Origin of the sequence: Streptomyces sp. NPDC053069, assembly GCF_044546895.1 — a bacterium.
Classification (GTDB): Bacteria; Actinomycetota; Actinomycetes; order Streptomycetales; family Streptomycetaceae; genus Streptomyces.
The window spans coordinates 112,977-131,172 of record NZ_JBITZN010000015.1 but is presented as its reverse complement, the minus strand read 5'-3'; the positions used below and the strand labels follow the sequence as shown (position 1 = coordinate 131,172).

Sequence of the window (18,196 nt, the reverse complement as noted above, 5' to 3'; positions counted from 1 at the left end):
GGCGCAAAGGGGCCCGGGGTCTTCATGACCCCGGGCCCCTTCCGCTCAGCGGAGCGTCAGTGGTTCTTCGCGGGCTTCGCGTACGACGCGACGTATCCGCCTGCCGGCGAGCCGACGCCCGTGACGTCGTCGTAGCCCTTCACCGCGGACAGCGAGCTGTCCTTGCCGAGGCTGCGGACCGAGGTCGCGAGGCCGCCGGAGGCGTCCAGGCCGTTCACGAAGTCGATGCGGGCGACCGCCAGGCCGGAGCCCGTCGGGTTGTCCGTGACGTCGTGGTAGACGCCCTTCTTGCCGTACTTGGCGTAGATGGTCGGGTTGGCGAAGCCGATCGCCTTGCCGCCGCGCGCCTCCTGGGCCAGGGCCTGGACCGCGGCGATCACCGGAGCGGCGAGCGAGGTGCCGCCGATGCGGTACTCGCTGTACTGCTGCGAGCCGTCCGGGAAGGTCTGGCTCTGGCCGACCAGGAAGCCGGTGTTCGGGTCGGCGATGGCCGCGATGTCCGGGACGACACGGTTGCCGTCGGCGCTGTTGGCCTTGGCGAGCGAGTCCGGGACGACGCCCTTCTGGTAGTACGGCTGGGCGACCGTCCTGCTGGTGCCGCCGCCCGCGCCCGAGGTGAAGGTGCCGGGGAAGTTGGTCCAGCTCTTGCCGTCGGCCGACAGGGTCGCCTTCTCGGTGCCCCAGCCGGTCTCCCACTGGTACGTGTCGCCCTTGCCGACGGCCAGGGACGTACCGCCGACCGCGGTCACCCAGGCCGAGTTGGCCGGGGTGTCGACCTGCTTCGTACCGGACTTGGCGACCTGGTCGCCGTCGTCACCGGAGGAGAAGTAGAAGCCGATGCCCTGCACCGCGCCCAGCTGGAAGACCTGGTCGTAGGCGGCGGCGAGGTCCGGCGTCTGATTGCCCTCGATGTCGCCCCAGGAGTTGGAGACGATGTCGGCCAGGTGGTTGTCGACGATCTTGCTGAGCGAGTCGAGCAGGTCGTCGTCGTAGCAGGAGGCCGCGCCGACGTAGGTGACGTCGGCGGCCGGGGCTACCGCGTGCACGGCCTCGACGTCGAGGGTCTCCTCGCCGTACCAGCCGCCGGCGCCGCACTCCTTGGTCTTGGTGTAGTTCTTCGGCAGCACCTGGTGCAGCTGGCCGGTCTTCCAGGCCGCGTCACCGTTCTTCAGCGCGTACTTGCCGGCGTCGTAGGCGATGGTCGGCGAGGCGTAGGCGTCCGTGATGGCGATGCGGACGTTCTTGCCGGTGTAGGAGCCGGCGCCGTAGGCGGCGCGCAGCTGCTTGCCGGTGTAGCCCTTGATCGCGTACGGGATCTTGCCGCCGTACGCGTCGGGCAGGGTCGTCGCGATGTTCGAGCCGAAGTACGAGGAGAACGGCCCGGAGTTCTTGAACACGGCGTCCGGCGGCGGGAGCTGGTCGTCGTGGTTCGCCTTGTGCGGGGCGTTGTCCAGGCCGGTGACGGTCAGGACGGCGTCCTTCAGGGCGGACGGCACGGAGGCCGTCTGCGCCGGGGCGCGGTAGGTCGCCGAGCCCTTGGCGAAGTTGTGCAGCTGGGTGCCGAACGCCTTCTCGGCGGCGGCGACGTCACCGGAGACGGCGACGTAGTGCGGGGTGACCTGGGTGACCTTCAGACCGGCCGAGGTCAGCCAGTTCTTGACGGCGGTCACCTGGGCCTTGGTGGCCCCGAAGCGGGCCTGCGCCTTCTTGGCGTTCAGGTACTTGCCGTACAGCGGCGAGCTGGGGTCGGACACGGCCTTGGCGTAGGCCGCGAGGCCCGCCGCGTCCTTGCCGGCCAGGTACACCCGGGCCTTCACCTGGGCGCTGTCCGGGGTCGCGCCCTTGTCCGCCTTGGCCGTGGCCCAGAGCGGCTTGGTGCCCTTCAGTGCGTCACGAGCGGGGCTGTCCGCGGCGTGCGCCGCGGGTATGCCCAGCGCCAGCGCGCCGGCGACCATGGGCAGTGTCGCTGCCATGCTCACAGCGCGCAGCTTGGCGCGGTTGGATCTCATAGAACCCCCTGCGATGCGGTTCGCATGCATGTAGTGGTCGGTACGTCATGCATCCGCGCGCCGGCCCGCGGCGGTTCGGCCGGTCGAATGGATCACATGATGGGGGTCACTCTGTCGATGAACCGTTCATGCCAGGGGAACGTAAAGGTCAAGAGAAGCTCAAGTGCCCGTCAGGTGGGGCGAATTGCGCGTTTCGTACCTCACGGTTGGGTAACGGAACGGCCCGGGGACTGTTCACGTACCGCTGTTCACGACCGCGGCGCCGCTCCCCGCTCCTTCAGCATCCCGGCCATCACCTCAAGCTCCGACTGCTGCGCGTCGACCATGCCCTGGGCGAGCCGCTTCTCCACGCCGACGGTGCACTTGGCCACACACCCCTCGGCCATGTGGATCCCGCCCTTGTGATGGTCCGTCATCAGCTGCAGATACAGGATCTCGGCCTGCTTGCCGCTCAGCGACTGGAGCTTCTTCAGCTCCGTGTTCGTCGCCATGCCCGGCATCAGCGCGCCGTCCTTGCCGGAGGCCATGCCGCCCATGCCCATCCAGGTCATCGGCGGCTTGGCCGACACCTTCGACAGCTCCCACAGGTCCAGCCAGCCGAGCAGCATGCCGCGCTGGTTGGCCTGCGTCTGCGCGATGTCGTAGGCGAGCCTGCGCACGTCCTCGTTCTTCGTGCGGTCCCGGACGATGTACGACATCTCGACGGCCTGCTGGTGGTGGATCGCCATGTCCCGCGCGAACCCGGCGTCCGCCGACTCGGGGCCCGGCGTCGTCGTCGCCGAGCCGCCGCTGGAGTCCTCGGCGACCGCGTACGTGATCGCGCCGGCCGCGACGAGCACCGCCGCCGCGGCGCCCGCGATCCATCCGACGTGCCGCCGCCTCACTTCATGACCCCGCCGGTGCAGGGGGCGCCCGGCTCGGGCGTCTGCTTGCCCTGGACATAGGTGGCGAAGAACTTGTCCACCTCGGGGTCGCTCGCGCTCTTGACGCTCACCTGGTGGCCCCACGCCGACAGGATCAGCGGGGCGGCCTGGTTCTCGTACGGGCTCATCAGCGAGAACGGCGTCTTCTTCACCTTGGCCGCGAGCGCGTCGATGTCGGCCTTGTTGGCCTTGCCGGTGTACGTCACCCAGACCGCGCCGTGCTCCAGCGCGTGCACGGCGTTCTCGTCCGGCACCGGCTCGGGATAGACGTCGCCGTTGCAGTTCGCCCAGACGGGGCTGTGGTTGCCGCCCACCGGCGGGTGCATCGGGTACGCCACCCCGGTCGCCACGTGTGTCCGGGACAGCTTGCCGGTCCAGCTCTTCACGCCGTCGTCACCGGTGACCCAGTGCCCGACGTCACCGGCGGAGCCCTTGGCGCCGCCCGAGGTGTCCTTCGCGCTGTTCGCCCTGCTGTTCGCCTTGTTGTCCGCCTGGCCCTCTGCCTTGCTGTCCGCCTTGCTGTCCGCCTTGCTGTCCGCTTTGCCGTCCGACCGGGAGTCCACGAGGACCACGCCGCCGACGACGAGACCGGCGACGACCACCACGCTCGCGGCGACGGCCAGCACACGGTTGCGGCGCTCGCGGGCGTGCTCGGCGCGGCGCATCTCCTCTATGCGCGCCTTGCGCGCCACGGTGCTGTTCTTGGCGGTACCCATGAGGTGTGTCCTTCTGGGAAAGGGGTGGCATCGGTAAGGGCGGGCTCGCCGATCGTAATCGGGACGGGCCGTCTTCCGTAGGGAGGCCGGGTCAAACTTCCGTAGGGTCGGCGCTGCGGAGGAGTGACGGCGGGATAATTTGAACCACCGGTGCGTATTACCTACGCTCGTGGTATGCGGCTCCTGCGCTCCACCGACCTGGCCCTGCGCGTCCTGATGCGACTGGCCGTCGCCGCCGACGCCATGCCCACCACCCGCCAGGTCGCGGCGGACATGGACGTGCCCTACACGCACGCCGCGAAGGTCGTCGCGGAACTCCAGCACCTGGGCCTCGTCGACGCCCGGCGTGGCCGGGGCGGCGGTCTCACGCTCACCGGAAAGGGCCGTACGGCCTCGGTCGGCGCGGTGGTGCGCACCTTCGAGGGCGACGGCGACGTGGTCGACTGCGAGGGTACGACGGGTACGGCCCCCTGCCCGCTGAACACCGGCTGCCGCCTGCGCGGCGCGCTGCGCCGGGCGCAGGAGGCCTTCTTCGCCGAGCTGGACTCCGTCACGGTGGCGGACATCGTCTCCGACCCCACCGGTCCCCTGCTGCTGGGCATCTCCCGGGGGCCGGACGGGGGCGCGTTTCCACTGGCCGGAAAACATCGTTGATCGCCCGGCGGACCTGGTGAAGGCTGACCCCGACTCAAGAACGACGACGGGGGTACGTCAATGAAGGTCCTCATCTCCGGCGCGAGCGTGGCCGGTCCCGCGCTCGCCCTCCTCCTGCACCGCGACGGCCACGAGGTGACCGTGGTCGAGCGCGCCCCGGCACTGCGGGACAGCGGCTACGCCGTCGACTTCCGCGGCGCGGCCTTCGAGGCGCTGGCGGACCTGGGGATCCTGGAGGAGGTGCGCGGGCACGCCACCGGGATGCGCGGCACCGATCTGCTGGACGCCGACGGCAACCGCACGGGCGAGCTGCCCGCCGAGCACTTCGCCGGTGAACTGGAGGTGCCCAAGCGGGACTTGACGCGCATCCTGCACGCGCACACGGCGGCGAAGGTGCGCTATGTCTTCGACGACTCGATCAACGCGATCGAGCAGGACGCCGACGGGGTCCGGGTCGGCTTCGAACGCGCCGCCCCGGACACCTACGACCTGGTCGTCGGCGCCGACGGCATCTACTCCGTGGTGCGCCGCCTGGTCTTCGGCCCGCACAGCGAGGCCATCCGGCACCTCGGCCTGTCGGGTGCGGGCTTCAGCGCCCCGAACCGGCTGGGCCTGGACCACCGGGGCGTGCTGTGGCAGACCCCCGGCCGGGCGGTCTACGCGTTCAGCGCGGCCGATCCCGAGCGGATGTCCGTCAGCCTCTCCTTCGCCAGCGACTCGCCGAAGCTGGACCTGCTGAGCCGCGCGGAGCAGGAGCGGACCACCCGGGAGCGGATGGCCGGCGCCGGCTGGATCGTGCCCCGCCTGCTGGACGACATGTCCGCCGCCACCGACCTCTACTTCTCCTCGGCCTGCCAAGTCCACCTCGACCGCTGGTCCGAGGGCCGGGTGGTGCTGCTGGGCGACGCCGGTTACTGCGCCGCCCCCACCTCGGGCATGGGCACCTCCCAGGCGCTGATCGGCGCCCGCACCCTGGCCCGGCACCTCGCCGAGTCCGGCGGCGACCACCTCAAGGCCTTCGCCGCCTATGAGCAGGAGCTGCGCCCGTACGTGGCGCAGAACCAGCAGACCGGCCGGGAGGGCGCCCGCAGCTTCGGCGCCCACTGACCGGAGGGGCTCAGCCCCGGGCCAGCCACAGGTCCGGGCCGAACACCTCGTAGTGGATGTCGGCCGGGGCCACGCCCCGCTCGATCAGCTGGGCGCGGACCGTGCGCATGAAGGGCAGCGGCCCGCACAGGTACGCGCGCGTGCTGGGCCGTACGGGGATGCCGGCCAGGTCGACCAGGCCGGTGCGGGTGCCGGGCTCCGCGTCGCGCTCGTAGAAGAAGTGCACGGACGCTTCGGGGAGCTTGCCGGCGTAGGTCTCGTGGTCGGCGCGCAGGGCGTGGTCGGCGGGGGAGCGGTCGCCGTGGACGACGGTGACCGGGCCCTGGTGGCCGGTGGCCGCGAGGTCGGCCAGCATGGCGACCATGGGGGTCACCCCGATGCCGGCGGAGGCGAGCAGCAGCGGGGTTGCGGCGTCGGTGTCCAGGACGAGGTCGCCGTACGGCTCGGACAGGTCCAGGACGTCGCCGGGCCGCACGCGTGCGTGGAGGTGGTTCGACACCTCGCCGGCGGGGGTGGCGTCGTCGCCGCTCACGCGCTTGACGCTGAACTGGCGCACGCTGTCGCCCGGCGCCCCGGACAGGCTGTACTGCCGTATCTGGCGGGCGCCGTCGGGCAGCTCGGCCTGGACGGAGACGTACTGACCGGCGCGGAAGGCGCGCACCGGGCCGCCGTCGGCCGGGCGCAGCCGGAAGGTGACGACGTCCGCCGTCTCCTCGATGCGCTCCACGACCTCCCACGGCCGCCGGACCCGGCCGCCGCTCTCCTCGTACAGCCGCTTCTCGATCGCCACGAGCGCGTTCGCCATCAGCCAGTAGACCTCGCCCCAGGCGGCGGCGACCTCGGGTGTCACGGCCTCGCCGAGGACTTCGGCGATGGCGGCGAAGAGGTGCTCGTGCACGACGTCGTACTGCTCGGGCGTGACGCCCAGCGAGGCGTGCTTGTGGGCGATGCGGCCGAGCATCGCGTCGGGCCGGGTGTCCGGGTGCTCCAGCAGGTGCGTGGCGAAGGCGGCGAAGGAGCCGGCGAGGGCCTGCTTCTGGGCGCCGGAGGCCTGGTTCCCGCGGTTGAACAGGTCTCGCAGCAGTTCGGGGTGGGCGGCGAAGAGGCGGGCGTAGAAGCGCTCGGTGATCTCACCGATGGCCGCGCCGACGGCGGGAAGGGTGGCGCGGACGGTGGCTGCGGACTGCTCGGACAGCATCGGGACTCCTCACGACTCGACTGATCGGAACGCTATGAAAACTTGCATTTGAGATGCAAATTAAATGGGCGTGGTGTCCCTCACGTCGCGAAACGGACCGGCCATTACGGATGTCGGTCCGAGCAGGCAAGATGGGCGGGAGAGCAGTACACCTGCCGTACGAGAGGCGTTCAGGCCGACGACGCCCGGGCGATCAAGGTCTGCAACGCGCATGAAATGGTGTTGTGGTGGGATGCTCAGGTGCCCGACCGCCTCCCGAGGGATGGGGGACAGGCGGCCTGACCAGCAAGGATGGGGTAGCGGAAGATGGACAAGCAGCAGGAGTTCGTGCTCCGGACACTGGAGGAGCGCGACATCCGGTTCGTACGCCTGTGGTTCACGGACGTGCTGGGCTTCCTCAAGTCCGTCGCCGTGGCCCCCGCCGAGCTGGAGCAGGCCTTCGACGAGGGCATCGGCTTCGACGGCTCCGCCATCGAGGGCTTCGCCCGGGTCTACGAGTCCGACATGATCGCCAAGCCGGACCCGTCCACCTTCCAGGTCCTGCCGTGGCGCGCGGAGACCCCCGGGACCGCCCGCATGTTCTGCGACATCCTCATGCCGGACGGCTCCCCGTCCTTCGCCGACCCGCGCTATGTCCTCAAGCGCGCCCTGGCCCGCACCTCCGACCTGGGCTTCACCTTCTACACCCACCCCGAGATCGAGTTCTTCCTGCTGAAGGACCGCCCACTCGACGGCTCCCGCCCCACGCCGGCCGACAACTCCGGCTATTTCGACCACACGCCGACCAACGTCGGCATGGACTTCCGCCGCCAGGCGATCACCATGCTGGAGTCCATGGGCATCTCGGTGGAGTTCTCGCACCACGAGGGCGCGCCCGGCCAGCAGGAGATCGACCTGCGCTACGCCGACGCGCTCTCCACGGCCGACAACATCATGACGTTCCGGCTGGTCATGAAGCAGGTGGCGCTGGAGCAGGGGGTGCAGGCGACCTTCATGCCGAAGCCTTTCTCCGAGCACCCGGGCAGCGGCATGCACACGCACCTGTCGTTGTTCGAGGGTGACCGGAACGCGTTCTACGAGTCCGGCGCCGAATACCAGCTCTCCAAGGTCGGCCGCTCCTTCATCGCCGGCCTGCTCCGGCACGCCGCGGAGATCTCAGCGGTCACCAACCAGTGGGTGAACTCCTACAAGCGCATCTGGGGCGGCTCCGAGCGCACGGCGGGCGCGGGCGGCGAGGCCCCGTCGTACATCTGCTGGGGCCACAACAACCGCAGCGCCCTGGTCCGTGTGCCGATGTACAAGCCGGGCAAGACCGGCTCCGCGCGCGTGGAGGTCCGCTCCCTGGACTCCGGCGCCAACCCCTACCTGGCCTACGCCCTCCTGCTGGCCGCCGGACTGAAGGGCATCGAGGAGGGCTACGAGCTGCCGCCGGGCGCCGAGGACGACGTCTGGGCCCTGTCCAACGCCGAGCGCCGCGCGATGGGCATCGAGCCCCTCCCGCAGAACCTCGGCGAGGCCCTGACCCTCATGGAGAGCAGCGACCTGGTCGCCGAGACCCTCGGCGAGCACGTCTTCGACTTCTTCCTGCGCAACAAGCGCCAGGAGTGGGAGGAGTACCGCAGCGAGGTCACGGCCTTCGAGCTGCGGAAGAACCTGCCGGTGCTGTAGTCGCGGGCCGGCGGTCGGTCCTCAACGGTTGCGGGCGGTGGTACCGGAGTGCGCCGACAGCGCTCTCGGTGCCACCGCCCAGCCACTTCCCACCGTTCAGGGGTGCTGAACCGGCCTCTTACCAGGCCTTGTTGTCGCAGCCCATGGTCGAACCGATGTGCGTCGCCTGTGCGCCCGGGTCGCCTTCGCCGTTGAGCGCGTTGCCCAGTACGCCGTTGAGGATGCCGACCTCGCCGAGGACGTCGACGTTCAGGTCGTGCGACCGGCAGTTCGAGCTCTGCATGACGCTGTTGCCGCCTTCGCCTCCGGCGTGGGCGGTGCCGGCGGTCAGGAATCCGACGCTCCCGAGAGCCGCGACCATGACGGCAGCCTTGTGAAGCTTGTTCATGTGATCTCCATAGAGTGAGTTGTGGATGCGATCTGTCACGGATCTTCCACCTACAGCAACGGAGATTAGGGTTAAAATCACCCAAGATGGACTTCGACACGCCGATTTCATGATCTCCCGAAGTGCGGACCGGTGTCCGTCGCGGCGGCCACCCGGCACGCAGGGAGCACCCTCTCAGGGCACATACGCCGGCGACACGGCGGCCGTACTGATCCGCCGCGCCCGCCCCGAACCATCCGCCGGCACCTGGTACAGATCGGCGCCGTAGTCACCCGGCAGGGCGTACACGAGCGTCCGGCCGTCCCGCCAGACCGCCTGGTCGTCCACGCTCCTCCGCTCGGCCGACGGAGTCTCGCGCATCGTCCGCAGGTCGAGCACGTACAGCTGCCAAGGGGCGTCCGCGGGCAGGCCCTTGACCCGCTTCTTGTAGGCGATCCGGGTGCCGTCGGGGGAAAGGGACGGACACTCGACGTTGCTGCGCAGGGCCGTGACCGTACGGTCCCGCAGATCTCCACGGACCAGATACGTGTGCCCCTTCGTCGCCAGCGTCGCGTAGAACGTGCGGTCGTCCGCCGCGAACGTCACCCCCCAGAAGTTGACGTCCGGTGCCCGGTATGGATGCCCGTCCTTGACGATCCGGAAGTCCTCCAGGGACGGGATCAGCTCCCCGCTCCTCGTGTCCACGATCGCCGCACGCGTGGAGAAGTCCGTTCCGGCGTACGAGTCACCGCCCACGAAAGCCGTCCAGGCCGCGAAGTGACCCGTGGGCGAGACCCGGGCCCGGGACGGAATGCCCGGGACGCCGTACCGGTGCACCGTCCGCAGCCGGGCGTCCAGGACGAGCGCGCGGTAGGTGTCCGAGACCGGCCCGTGCACCGCCTGCAGACACAGGCCTGTACGCGAAGCGGCGTGAAAACGCAGGCACTTGACCCCGGACGCGGTCCGTTCCCCCGACGGATCGCCGGCCGGAACGCTGACGACCTCGTCCCGGTGCGGGCCCCACGCCATGTTTCGGAACACCATCCGCCCGGCCCCGCTCAGCGTCACCGCCCCCGCGGTGACCCGCGGACCGCCCGCCTGTTCCCGGTCACGGCGGTCGGCGCGGGCCGAGGCGTGCAGCACGGACGCCAGCCCCACCGCCGCGAGCACGGCGACGGCGGCGACCAGGATCAGGATGCGGCTGGGTACGGTCATGCGGGCACCGTTCCCTTCGGGCGCAGGGCCACGGAGAACACGGCACACGCGGCCAGCGCCACGGCCGCGCCCGCCAGCGCCGCCCGGTCGCCCCACACCGTCCAGGCCTCACCGAACAACAGACTGCACGCGAACCGGGCCAGCGCCTGCCCGGTCTGTACGAGGGCCAGCCCGGACGAGCGCAGCGCCTGAGGCACCCCCTCCGAGGCCGCCGCCATCAGCACCCCGTCGGTGGCCGCGTAGAAGGCGCCGTGCAGGGCCAGGACGACGTACGGCAGGGCCGGGCCGTGCCACGCCGTGAGCAGCAACGCGTAGGCGACCAGCAGGGCACCGTGCCCGGCGACGAAGACCGCCCACCTGCCCACCCGGTCCGCGAGCCGCCCGAGCGGCACCGCCAGCAGCAGGAACGAGGCGGCCGTACCGAGCGGCAGCAGCGCGAACCACCGGTCCGCCACGCCCAGTCGCCGCTGGAGCAGCAGATACACGAACGAGTCGCTCACCGTGGCGAGCCCCAGCAGCAGCGCGCACACGGCGACCCGCCGCAGCCCCCGCCGCCGCAGCAGCCCCACCGCACCCCGCACAGTGGGCCGCTCGGCGGCCACCACGCCACCACGCCCGCCGGGCACGAAGAGCACCAGCACCAGAACGCCCAGTACGGCCACACAGGAACTCACCGTGAACACGGCGTCGTAGCCGTCCACCGTGGCCCGCAGGATCACGAACGCCACCAGCGGCCCGAGCAGTGCCCCGGCCGTGTCCATCGCCCGGTGCACCCCGAAGGCACGCCCCCGCGACCCGGCCGTACTGGACAGCGAGATCAGGGCGTCCCGAGGCGCGGTCCGCAGTCCCTTCCCGGTGCGGTCGGCGGCCAGCACGAGCCCGACCGGCGTGAGCGAGTGCACCACCAGCAGCAACGGCTTGCACACGGCGGAGAGGCCGTAGCCGAACCCGGCGACCCATTTGTGCCGCCCGCCGCCGCGGTCCGCGAGGTGGCCGCCCACGAGCCGTACGACCGCCGAGAACCCGTTGTACACACCGTCCAGCAGCCCGAAGCCCAGCGGGGACAGACCGAGCCCGGTGACCAGATACAACGGCAGGACGGCCGTGACCATCTCGGAGGACACATCGGTCACCAGACTGACCGTTCCGAGCGCGAGCACGGTCGGGGCGATCGCGGCACGGCGCCGCCCGGCCGGTGGCCGGACGGCACCGTCCGCGGACGCCGATGGGGGTCCCCCCGCGCGAGCGCCGTCGAGCGCGGGGGAACTTGCGCGGCTGTCCGCTACGTACACGTCAGGACGCCCAGATGCCGGTGATGTCCTGGGCGGCGGCGGCGTTGCCCGCGTGCGAGGTCAGCCCCTGGGTGTCCTCAAGGGTGCGCAGCAGGTCGTAGTGGTCGTACGTCGTGGAGCCGGACGACCCGGCCGTCACCGGCTGCCCGTACAGCACGGTCGGGATCCGGTTGCCGCTCAGCCGGTTGTCCTCGTCGAAGGTGACGACGAGCAGGCTGTTGTGGGTCTTCGCCCAGGTCGCATAGGCACCCAGGTTGTTCTTCAGCCAGGTGTCGCCGGTGGACACCGAGCAGTCGTGCATGTCGCTGCACAGGTCGGGGGTCACGAACGACAGCTGGGGCAGCGTCGAGTAGTCCGTCGGGAACTGGGCGAACGTCTTCGCGCTCGACGCCGGCACATTGCTGAAGCCGAACCACGGGTTGTGCTTGCGCGCGTAGTTCCCGCTGCTGCACGTGGTCGAGCCCGCGCTCGGCAGGCTCTCGTTGTAACTGGCCCAGCTGCGGCCGGCGGCGATCATCTCGGAGGCGAGATTGGGTGCCGACGAGAAGCCGGGCGTGTAGCAGCTGTCGTCCGTGATGCCCTGCGTCGAACCGGAGAACAGGGCGAAGTAGTTGGGCTGGCTCGGGTGGGTCTCGGCGTACGACTGCGTCAGGTTGGCGCCTTGCGACTTCAGCGAGTTGATGTACGGGGCTCTGGAGGAGCCGATGACCTGACTGTAGGCGTGGTTCTCGAAGACCACGACGACCACGTGGTCCGGACTCGGCACGGAGCCCGCGGCGTGCGCGGACTCTTCGCCGAACCCGGTCCACAGCCCGACCGCGGCCGCGGCGAACGCCGCCGCGGCCGCCACGACGGTACGGGCACGGCGGTACACGGAACTGCCGGACACATCAACCTCCGGGTTGGGGGACGGGGCTGGCGGTGCGGACAGAGCATGCACACGTCAATGTTCCCGTCGCCCACGTCGGCCAACCTCGCGGGTGAAGACCGGATGAACGACGGGTACTCCCGCCCCCATGGCGCGGATTCTCGTGGGCACATGCGGCTGGACGGACCGAGCACTGCTGGCGAGCGGCTGGTACCCATCCGGCCACCGGGACGCCGAAGGCCGCCTCCGGCACTACGCGACGCGCTTCCCCGTGGTGGAGGCCGACTCCCCCTACTACGCCCTCCCGGACGAACGGACCAGCTGCCAGTGGCGGGACCGCACCCCACCCGGCTTCCGGTTCGACGTCAAGGCCTTCTCCCTCCTCACCGGCCATCCGACCCGCCCCTCCGCCCTCCCGCCGGACCTGCGCGCGCACCCCCGCGACGCATCACTGCGCCAGGAGGTCTGGACCCGCTACGCCCGCGCGCTCACCCCCCTGCGCGCCTCCGGCCGCCTCGGCACCCTCGTCTTCCAGTACCCGCCCTCTCTGGGCCCCGGCCCCGCCGCCGAGGCCTTCATCCGCACCGCCCGGGACCGTGCCCGCGACTGGCCGTTCGCCGTGGAGTTCCGCGACCCCGCCTGGTGGCACCCCGACCGGGCCCGCCGCACCAGCGCCTTCCTCACCGACCTCGACGCCACCGCCGTAGCAGTCGACACCCCCCAGGGCTTACCGACCTCGCTGCCGCCCACCGCCCCCGTCACCACGGCCCGCCTCTCGGTGATCCGCTTCCACGGCCGCAGCCGCCACTGGGGCACGGGCACCAAGGAGGACCGCTTCCGCCACGCCTACACCCCCACGGAACTGAGCGAATGGCTCCCACGCATCCGCACCCTGGCGGCCGCCACGGAGGAGATCCACATCCTCTTCAACAACTGCTGCGGCGACGCGGCCGTGCGGGCTGCGGAAACCATGCGCGGCCTGCTGGCGGCCCAACTGCCCCACCAGCGGACCACTGGCCGGCACGTTCCGACATGAGGCATGGGCCCCCGGACCGGGGCACGCGTCCCAGCCGCCCACGGCGGGAAGGGGACGTGTCGGGTGGTGTCCGCCCGCAGTGGCCGGCGAAAACTCGTTGCACCTCTGAGGCAACAGCGCGCCGGACCGAGGACGGACACCGCCCGGCGCGGCACCGACCCACGACGCACCGCAGGCGGGACACCAGCCGCGACGACGCACCCCCGGCCGCCGCAGGAATGCGCCCCGCACCGGACGCGCCACCACCCAGCCCCGCCCCCGCCCCCTCACCGGCCCCGCGCCGTCACCCGCACCGACTCGACACGGACACCGCATTGGACCGGCGCCGTCACTCGTGCCCGACCTCTGACCGGCACCGCATTGGACCGGCGCCGTCACTCGTGCCCGACCTCTGACCGGCACCGCACCGGACCCGCGCCGTCACCTGCACCGACCCTTCACCGGCACCGGCACCGACCCTTCACCGGCACCGGCACCGGCCCCGCTCCCGACACCGCCCCGCCCCCAACACCCCCCTGCCACTCAAGCCACCCACCCCCGCCCCGCCCCGCCGGATAGGCTCTGGCCAGGACGACCGCATCGAGGGGAGGTCACGGAGATGACGCCGGGCCGCAGAAGCAGCACCTTCACCCGCCTGCTCCGACACGGCTTCACCGACCCCTCCGCCGCAGAGCGCCTCCTCGACGGACCGGAACTCGCCCCCGTCCGCAACGACCCCGTCCTCCTGGAAGCCCTCGGCGCCACCGCCGACCCCGACCTCGCCCTGCACGGCCTGGTCCGCCTCCTGGAGGCCCAGGACGGCCGAACGGCCCACCGGGAACTGCTGGACACCCTCATCGCGGCCAAGCCGCTGCGCGACCGCCTCCTCGGCGTCCTCGGCGCCTCCGCCGCCCTCGCCGACCACCTGGCCCGCCACCCGGGCGACTGGCGCGCCCTGGTCACCTACGAGCCCCGGGACCTGCACCCCGGCGTCGAGGAGTTCGAGCGCGGCCTGGCCGGGGCCACCGACCCCGTCTCCCTCCGCGTGGCCTACCGCCGCTGCCTGCTCTCCATCGCCGCCCGGGACGTCTGCGGCACCACCGACGTCGCCGAGACCGCCGCGGAACTCGCCGACCTGGCCACCGCCACCCTCCGCGCGGCCCTGGCCCTGGCGCAGGCGAACGCCCCCGAGGACGCCGCCGCCTGCCGCCTCGCGGTGATCGCGATGGGCAAGTGCGGCGGCCATGAACTGAACTACGTCTCGGACGTGGACGTGATCTTCGTGGCGGAGGCGGCCGAGGGTGCCACGGAGGCCCACGCACTGAAATCCGCCACCCGCCTCGCCTCGCACCTCATGCGGATCTGTTCCGAGACCACCGTCGAGGGCTCCATCTGGCCGGTGGACGCCAACCTCCGCCCCGAGGGCCGCAACGGCCCCCTCGTCCGCACCCTCTCCTCCCACCTCGCCTACTACCAACGCTGGGCCAAGACCTGGGAGTTCCAGGCCCTGCTCAAGGCCCGCCCGGTGGCGGGCGACGCGGAACTGGGCCGGGCGTACGTCGACGCACTCGAACCCATGGTCTGGAAGGCCGCCGAGCGCGAGAACTTCGTGGCGGACGTCCAGCAGATGCGCCGCCGCGTCATCGCGAACATCCCCGCGGCCGAGATCGAGAGGGAACTCAAACTCGGCCCCGGCGGCCTGCGTGACGTCGAATTCGCCGTGCAGCTCCTCCAGTTGGTCCACGGCCGCACCGACCAGGCCCTCCGCAGCGGCACCACCCTGGACGCCCTCCAGGCCCTGGCCGCCGGAGGCTATGTGGGCCGCGAGGACGCCGCCCGCCTGGACGAGGCGTACCGCTTCCTGCGCTCGATGGAGCACCGCATCCAGCTCTACCGCCTGCGCCGCACCCACCTCGTCCCCACCGCGGAACCGGACCTGCGCCGCCTCGGCCGCTCCCTCGGCCTGCGCACCGACCCGGTGGCCGACCTGAACCGCGAGTGGAAGCGGCACACCGGGGTCGTACGACGGCTGCACGAGAAGCTCTTCTACCGTCCGCTGCTCGACGCGGTCGCCCAACTCGCCCCCGGCGAGGCCCGGCTGAGCCCCGAGGCGGCCCGCGAGCGCCTGGTCGCCCTCGGCTACGCCGACCCCGCCGCGGCCCTGCGCCACCTGGAGGCCCTCGCCTCCGGCGTGACCCGCAAGGCCGCCATCCAGCGCACCCTGCTCCCCGTCCTCCTCGGCTGGTTCGCCGACTCCGCCGACCCGGACGCGGGCCTGCTGAACTTCCGCAAGGTCTCCGACGCGCTCGGCAAGACCCCCTGGTACCTGCGGCTGCTGCGCGACGAGGGCGCGGCGGCCGAGAACCTGGCCCGCGTGCTGTCGGCGGGCCGCCTCGCCCCCGACCTCCTGATGCGCGCCCCCGAGGCGGTGGCCCTGCTGGGCGACGGAGACGGCGGCGGCCTCGAACCCCGCGGGCGCGCCCACCTGGAGCAGGAGATCCTGGCCGCCGTGGGCCGCGCCGAGAACGCCGAGCAGGGCGTCACGGCGGCCCGCGGCGTCCGCCGCCGTGAGCTGTTCCGTACCGCCGCCGCAGACATCGTCGGCTCCTACGGCACCGAGACCAGCCCCGCCGAGGCCGACCAGGGCGCGCTGGTGGACCGGGTCGGCGCGGCGGTCTCCGACCTCACCGCGGCCACCCTCGCCGGCACCCTGCGCGCGGTGGTCCGCGACGGCTGGGGCGACACGCTCCCCACCCGGTTCGCGATCATAGGGATGGGCCGTTTCGGCGGTCACGAGCTGGGTTACGGCTCCGACGCGGACGTTATCTTCGTGCACGAGCCGCAGGACGGCGTCGACGAGCACGAGGCGGGCGCGGCGGCGAACAAGGTCGTCGCCGAGATGCGCCGCCTGCTCCAGCTGCCCAGCGCCGACCCGCCGCTGCTCATCGACGCCGACCTGCGCCCGGAGGGCAAGTCGGGCCCGCTGGTGCGCACCCTGAAGTCGTACGAGGCGTACTACCGCCGCTGGTCCCTGGTCTGGGAGTCCCAGGCGCTGCTGCGGGCGGAGCCGGTCGCCGGCGACGAGGAGCTGGGCCGGCGCTTCATGGAACTGATCGACCCCTTGCGCTACCCGCGGCAGGGACTCGGCGACGAGGCGGTCCGCGAGATCCGCCGGCTGAAGGCCCGTATGGAGTCCGAGCGGCTGCCGCGCGGCGCCGACCCGAGGCTGCACACCAAGCTCGGCCCCGGCGGCCTGTCCGACGTCGAGTGGACCGTCCAGCTGCTCCAGCTGCGCCACGGCTGGCACGAACCCGGCCTGCGCACCACCCGCACCCGCGAGGCCCTGGCCGCCGCCCGCGCGGCGGGGCTGCTGTCCGCCGAGGACGCGGAGACCCTGGACGAGGCCTGGGTGCTGGCCACCCGGGTGCGCAACGCGGTGATGCTGGTCCGCGGCCGGGCCGGCGACACCTTCCCCACCGCGCCCCGCGAACTGACGGCCGTGGGCCGGTACCTGGGCTACGGCGCCGGTCACGCCGGGGACATGCTGGACGCCTACCGCCGTACCACGCGCAGGGCGCGGACCGTGGTGGAGGCGCTCTTCTACGGTGACTAGCCGGGGCGGCCAACCCCCCGGTCGCATTGCCCGAGTAAAGGGCAATCAAAATAGACTGACTGTAGTTGCGATCTACACGCAACGTTTGATTGAGTGATCACCGACAGCAGGCCACACCCTGGCCGCGTCCGCGTCAGACAATGCACCTTCATCAGCCGTAACAAGCGGAGGAAGACTGCCGTGACCGCCGTCGGAGATTTAGCTTCCCCCCACCTCCAACGCCGCGTTCCCCCTTCCCGGTGCAGAGCACCTTTCTTGCAGGAGAGATAGCTCAGGCAGCTCTCCTTTCCTCATTGCGCCCCTCGGTCCGCTGACCGGGCGTATTTTTTCGGGCCGGTCCCCCCGTTTTCGCGTGCCGCCTGTTCCGGCACCCGTACACCCGCCGGCTTTCCCCTTTCCGCCGTTTCTCCGGTGCGCCCTGCCTTCCCGCACGCCCACCGGAGCACCGGCGCGCCACATGAAAGGAAGCATTTCCGTGAGCCAGAACACCGCGTCCCCCCTCCTGCAGCCCGGCCGGCACACGTTCATGGACTGCACCCTGCGCGACGGCTCCTACTCCGTGGACTTCCACTTCGACACCGAGACCGTCGAGACCGTACTGACCTGCGTAGCGGCGGCCGGACTCGAATGGGTCGAGGTCGGCCACGGCCTCGGGATCAACGGCGGCACCGTCGCCGGGACGAACCTCTCCGACGAGCAGTGGTGCGAACTGGCCACGCGTTTCCTGCCGGAGGGCTGCCGCTGGGGCATGTTCGTCCAGCCGGGCCTCGCCTCCGTCGCCGACCTGCGGCGGATGGCCGACGCCGGCATGTCGTTCGCCCGCATAGGCGTCGACATCATGGCCTACGACCAGGCCTACGAGCACGTCGAACGGGCCCGGGAACTGGGCCTCACCGTCTTCGTCAACCTCATGAAGTCCCACCTCGTCGACGCCGGCGAAGCGGTACGCATCGGCCTCGACATCGAGAGGGCGTGCGCCCCCGACGGCCTCTACTTCGTGGACTCCGTCGGCCAGTTCCTGCCCGAGCAGACCGCCCGTCTCTTCGCCGAGGCGTCCCGCCGGCTGCGCACCCCGCTCGGCTTCCACGGCCACAACAACCTCGGCCTCGCCAACGCCAACACCCTGGCCGCCACCAACAACGGAGCGGCGATCGTGGACTGCACCCTCGCGGGGCTCGGCCGCGACGCGGGCAACGCCGTCCTGGAGCAGCTCTCCGCCGTCCTGGAGCTGCAGGACGGCAAGCGCCTGTACCACACGGACGCCCTCGCCCACGCGAGCGAGCACTGCGTCTCCCGGCTGGAGACCGTCGCCACCGACCGGGAACTGCAGGTGCTCGGCGCGCTCTACGGCCTGCACTCCAAGTACTTCCCGGCCATCGACGGCGCGGCCGAGACCTACGCGGTCGGCCGCACCAGCCTGATGGAGGCGGTCAAGCCGCACGCCTACGAGCGCGACCTGACCCGCGCGGACATCGAGGCCATCGCCAAGTCGCTGCTGCAGACGGCCTGACGGACCACCCGCGCGTGCAGACCGAACAGAGCAGACCCAAC

14 protein-coding genes are annotated in these 18,196 nt (G+C 71.4%); 6 read left to right on the top strand and 8 right to left on the bottom strand.

The window, feature by feature from the left end:
• Positions 1-56: 56 nt before the first annotated feature.
• The 3 genes from ACIGXP_RS30420 to ACIGXP_RS30410 form a co-directional block, all read right to left on the bottom strand.
• Positions 57-2,009, bottom strand: a complete 1,953-nt coding sequence (locus tag ACIGXP_RS30420) for a S53 family peptidase (RefSeq protein ID WP_363216311.1) — start codon at positions 2,007-2,009, stop codon at positions 57-59.
• Between the two features lie 248 nt (positions 2,010-2,257).
• Entirely contained in the window at positions 2,258-2,893 is a 636-nt protein-coding gene (locus ACIGXP_RS30415; RefSeq protein ID WP_399773739.1) for a DUF305 domain-containing protein, read from the bottom strand.
• Entirely contained in the window at positions 2,890-3,648 is a 759-nt protein-coding gene (locus ACIGXP_RS30410; RefSeq protein WP_399773736.1) for a DUF3105 domain-containing protein, read from the bottom strand. The genes ACIGXP_RS30415 and ACIGXP_RS30410 overlap by 4 nt, the downstream gene beginning before the upstream one ends.
• Before the next feature lie 174 nt (positions 3,649-3,822).
• On the opposite strand from ACIGXP_RS30410, the gene ACIGXP_RS30405 reads away from it, so the two are divergent.
• Together ACIGXP_RS30405 and ACIGXP_RS30400 are read left to right on the top strand one after the other, a co-directional pair.
• Positions 3,823-4,302 (top strand): Rrf2 family transcriptional regulator, encoded by a 480-nt coding sequence (locus ACIGXP_RS30405; protein WP_363216308.1) that lies wholly within the window; start codon positions 3,823-3,825, stop codon positions 4,300-4,302.
• Between the two features lie 60 nt (positions 4,303-4,362).
• A complete protein-coding gene (locus ACIGXP_RS30400) occupies positions 4,363-5,409 on the top strand; it encodes an FAD-dependent monooxygenase (RefSeq protein ID WP_399773733.1) in 1,047 nt (348 codons plus the stop codon).
• 10 nt (positions 5,410-5,419) lie between these two features.
• On the opposite strand, the gene ACIGXP_RS30395 is transcribed toward ACIGXP_RS30400, so the two are convergent.
• Positions 5,420-6,607 carry a globin domain-containing protein gene (locus ACIGXP_RS30395; RefSeq protein ID WP_399773730.1) on the bottom strand — a complete coding sequence of 396 codons (1,188 nt, stop codon included), beginning with the start codon at positions 6,605-6,607 and terminating at the stop codon, positions 5,420-5,422.
• A gap of 306 nt (positions 6,608-6,913) precedes the next feature.
• Between ACIGXP_RS30395 and glnA the strand changes: the two genes are divergently transcribed.
• On the top strand, positions 6,914-8,275 hold the full coding sequence (gene glnA, locus ACIGXP_RS30390; RefSeq protein WP_363216305.1) for a type I glutamate--ammonia ligase: 1,362 nt from the start codon (positions 6,914-6,916) through the stop codon (positions 8,273-8,275).
• Positions 8,276-8,393: 118 nt separating this feature from the next.
• On the opposite strand, the gene ACIGXP_RS30385 is transcribed toward glnA, so the two are convergent.
• The 4 genes from ACIGXP_RS30385 to ACIGXP_RS30370 form a co-directional block, all read right to left on the bottom strand.
• Positions 8,394-8,663: a hypothetical protein gene (locus ACIGXP_RS30385; RefSeq protein ID WP_363216841.1), complete on the bottom strand. Its 270-nt coding sequence runs from the start codon at positions 8,661-8,663 to the stop codon at positions 8,394-8,396.
• A 174-nt stretch (positions 8,664-8,837) separates the two neighbouring features.
• A complete protein-coding gene (locus ACIGXP_RS30380; protein WP_399773726.1) occupies positions 8,838-9,857 on the bottom strand; it encodes a TolB family protein in 1,020 nt (339 codons plus the stop codon).
• A complete protein-coding gene (locus ACIGXP_RS30375; RefSeq protein WP_399773724.1) occupies positions 9,854-11,149 on the bottom strand; it encodes an MFS transporter in 1,296 nt (431 codons plus the stop codon). Before ACIGXP_RS30375 ends, ACIGXP_RS30380 begins: the two co-directional genes overlap by 4 nt.
• 1 nt (position 11,150) lies before the next feature.
• The gene (locus tag ACIGXP_RS30370) at positions 11,151-12,038 is read right to left on the bottom strand and encodes an alkaline phosphatase family protein (RefSeq protein WP_399773722.1); all 888 of its coding nucleotides are present in this window, start codon (positions 12,036-12,038) and stop codon (positions 11,151-11,153) included.
• A 127-nt stretch (positions 12,039-12,165) separates the two neighbouring features.
• Here ACIGXP_RS30370 and ACIGXP_RS30365 point away from each other — a divergent pair, with 127 nt between their 5' ends.
• The 3 genes from ACIGXP_RS30365 to ACIGXP_RS30355 all read left to right on the top strand — a co-directional run bounded on the left by ACIGXP_RS30365 (position 12,166) and on the right by ACIGXP_RS30355 (position 18,155).
• A complete protein-coding gene (locus ACIGXP_RS30365) occupies positions 12,166-13,053 on the top strand; it encodes a DUF72 domain-containing protein (RefSeq protein WP_399773719.1) in 888 nt (295 codons plus the stop codon).
• Positions 13,054-13,651: 598 nt separating this feature from the next.
• On the top strand, positions 13,652-16,645 hold the full coding sequence (locus tag ACIGXP_RS30360) for a bifunctional [glutamine synthetase] adenylyltransferase/[glutamine synthetase]-adenylyl-L-tyrosine phosphorylase (protein ID WP_399773716.1): 2,994 nt from the start codon (positions 13,652-13,654) through the stop codon (positions 16,643-16,645).
• Positions 16,646-17,120: 475 nt separating this feature from the next.
• The gene (locus ACIGXP_RS30355) at positions 17,121-18,155 is read left to right on the top strand and encodes a hypothetical protein (RefSeq protein ID WP_399773713.1); all 1,035 of its coding nucleotides are present in this window, start codon (positions 17,121-17,123) and stop codon (positions 18,153-18,155) included.
• The last annotated feature ends 41 nt before the right edge of the window (positions 18,156-18,196 follow it).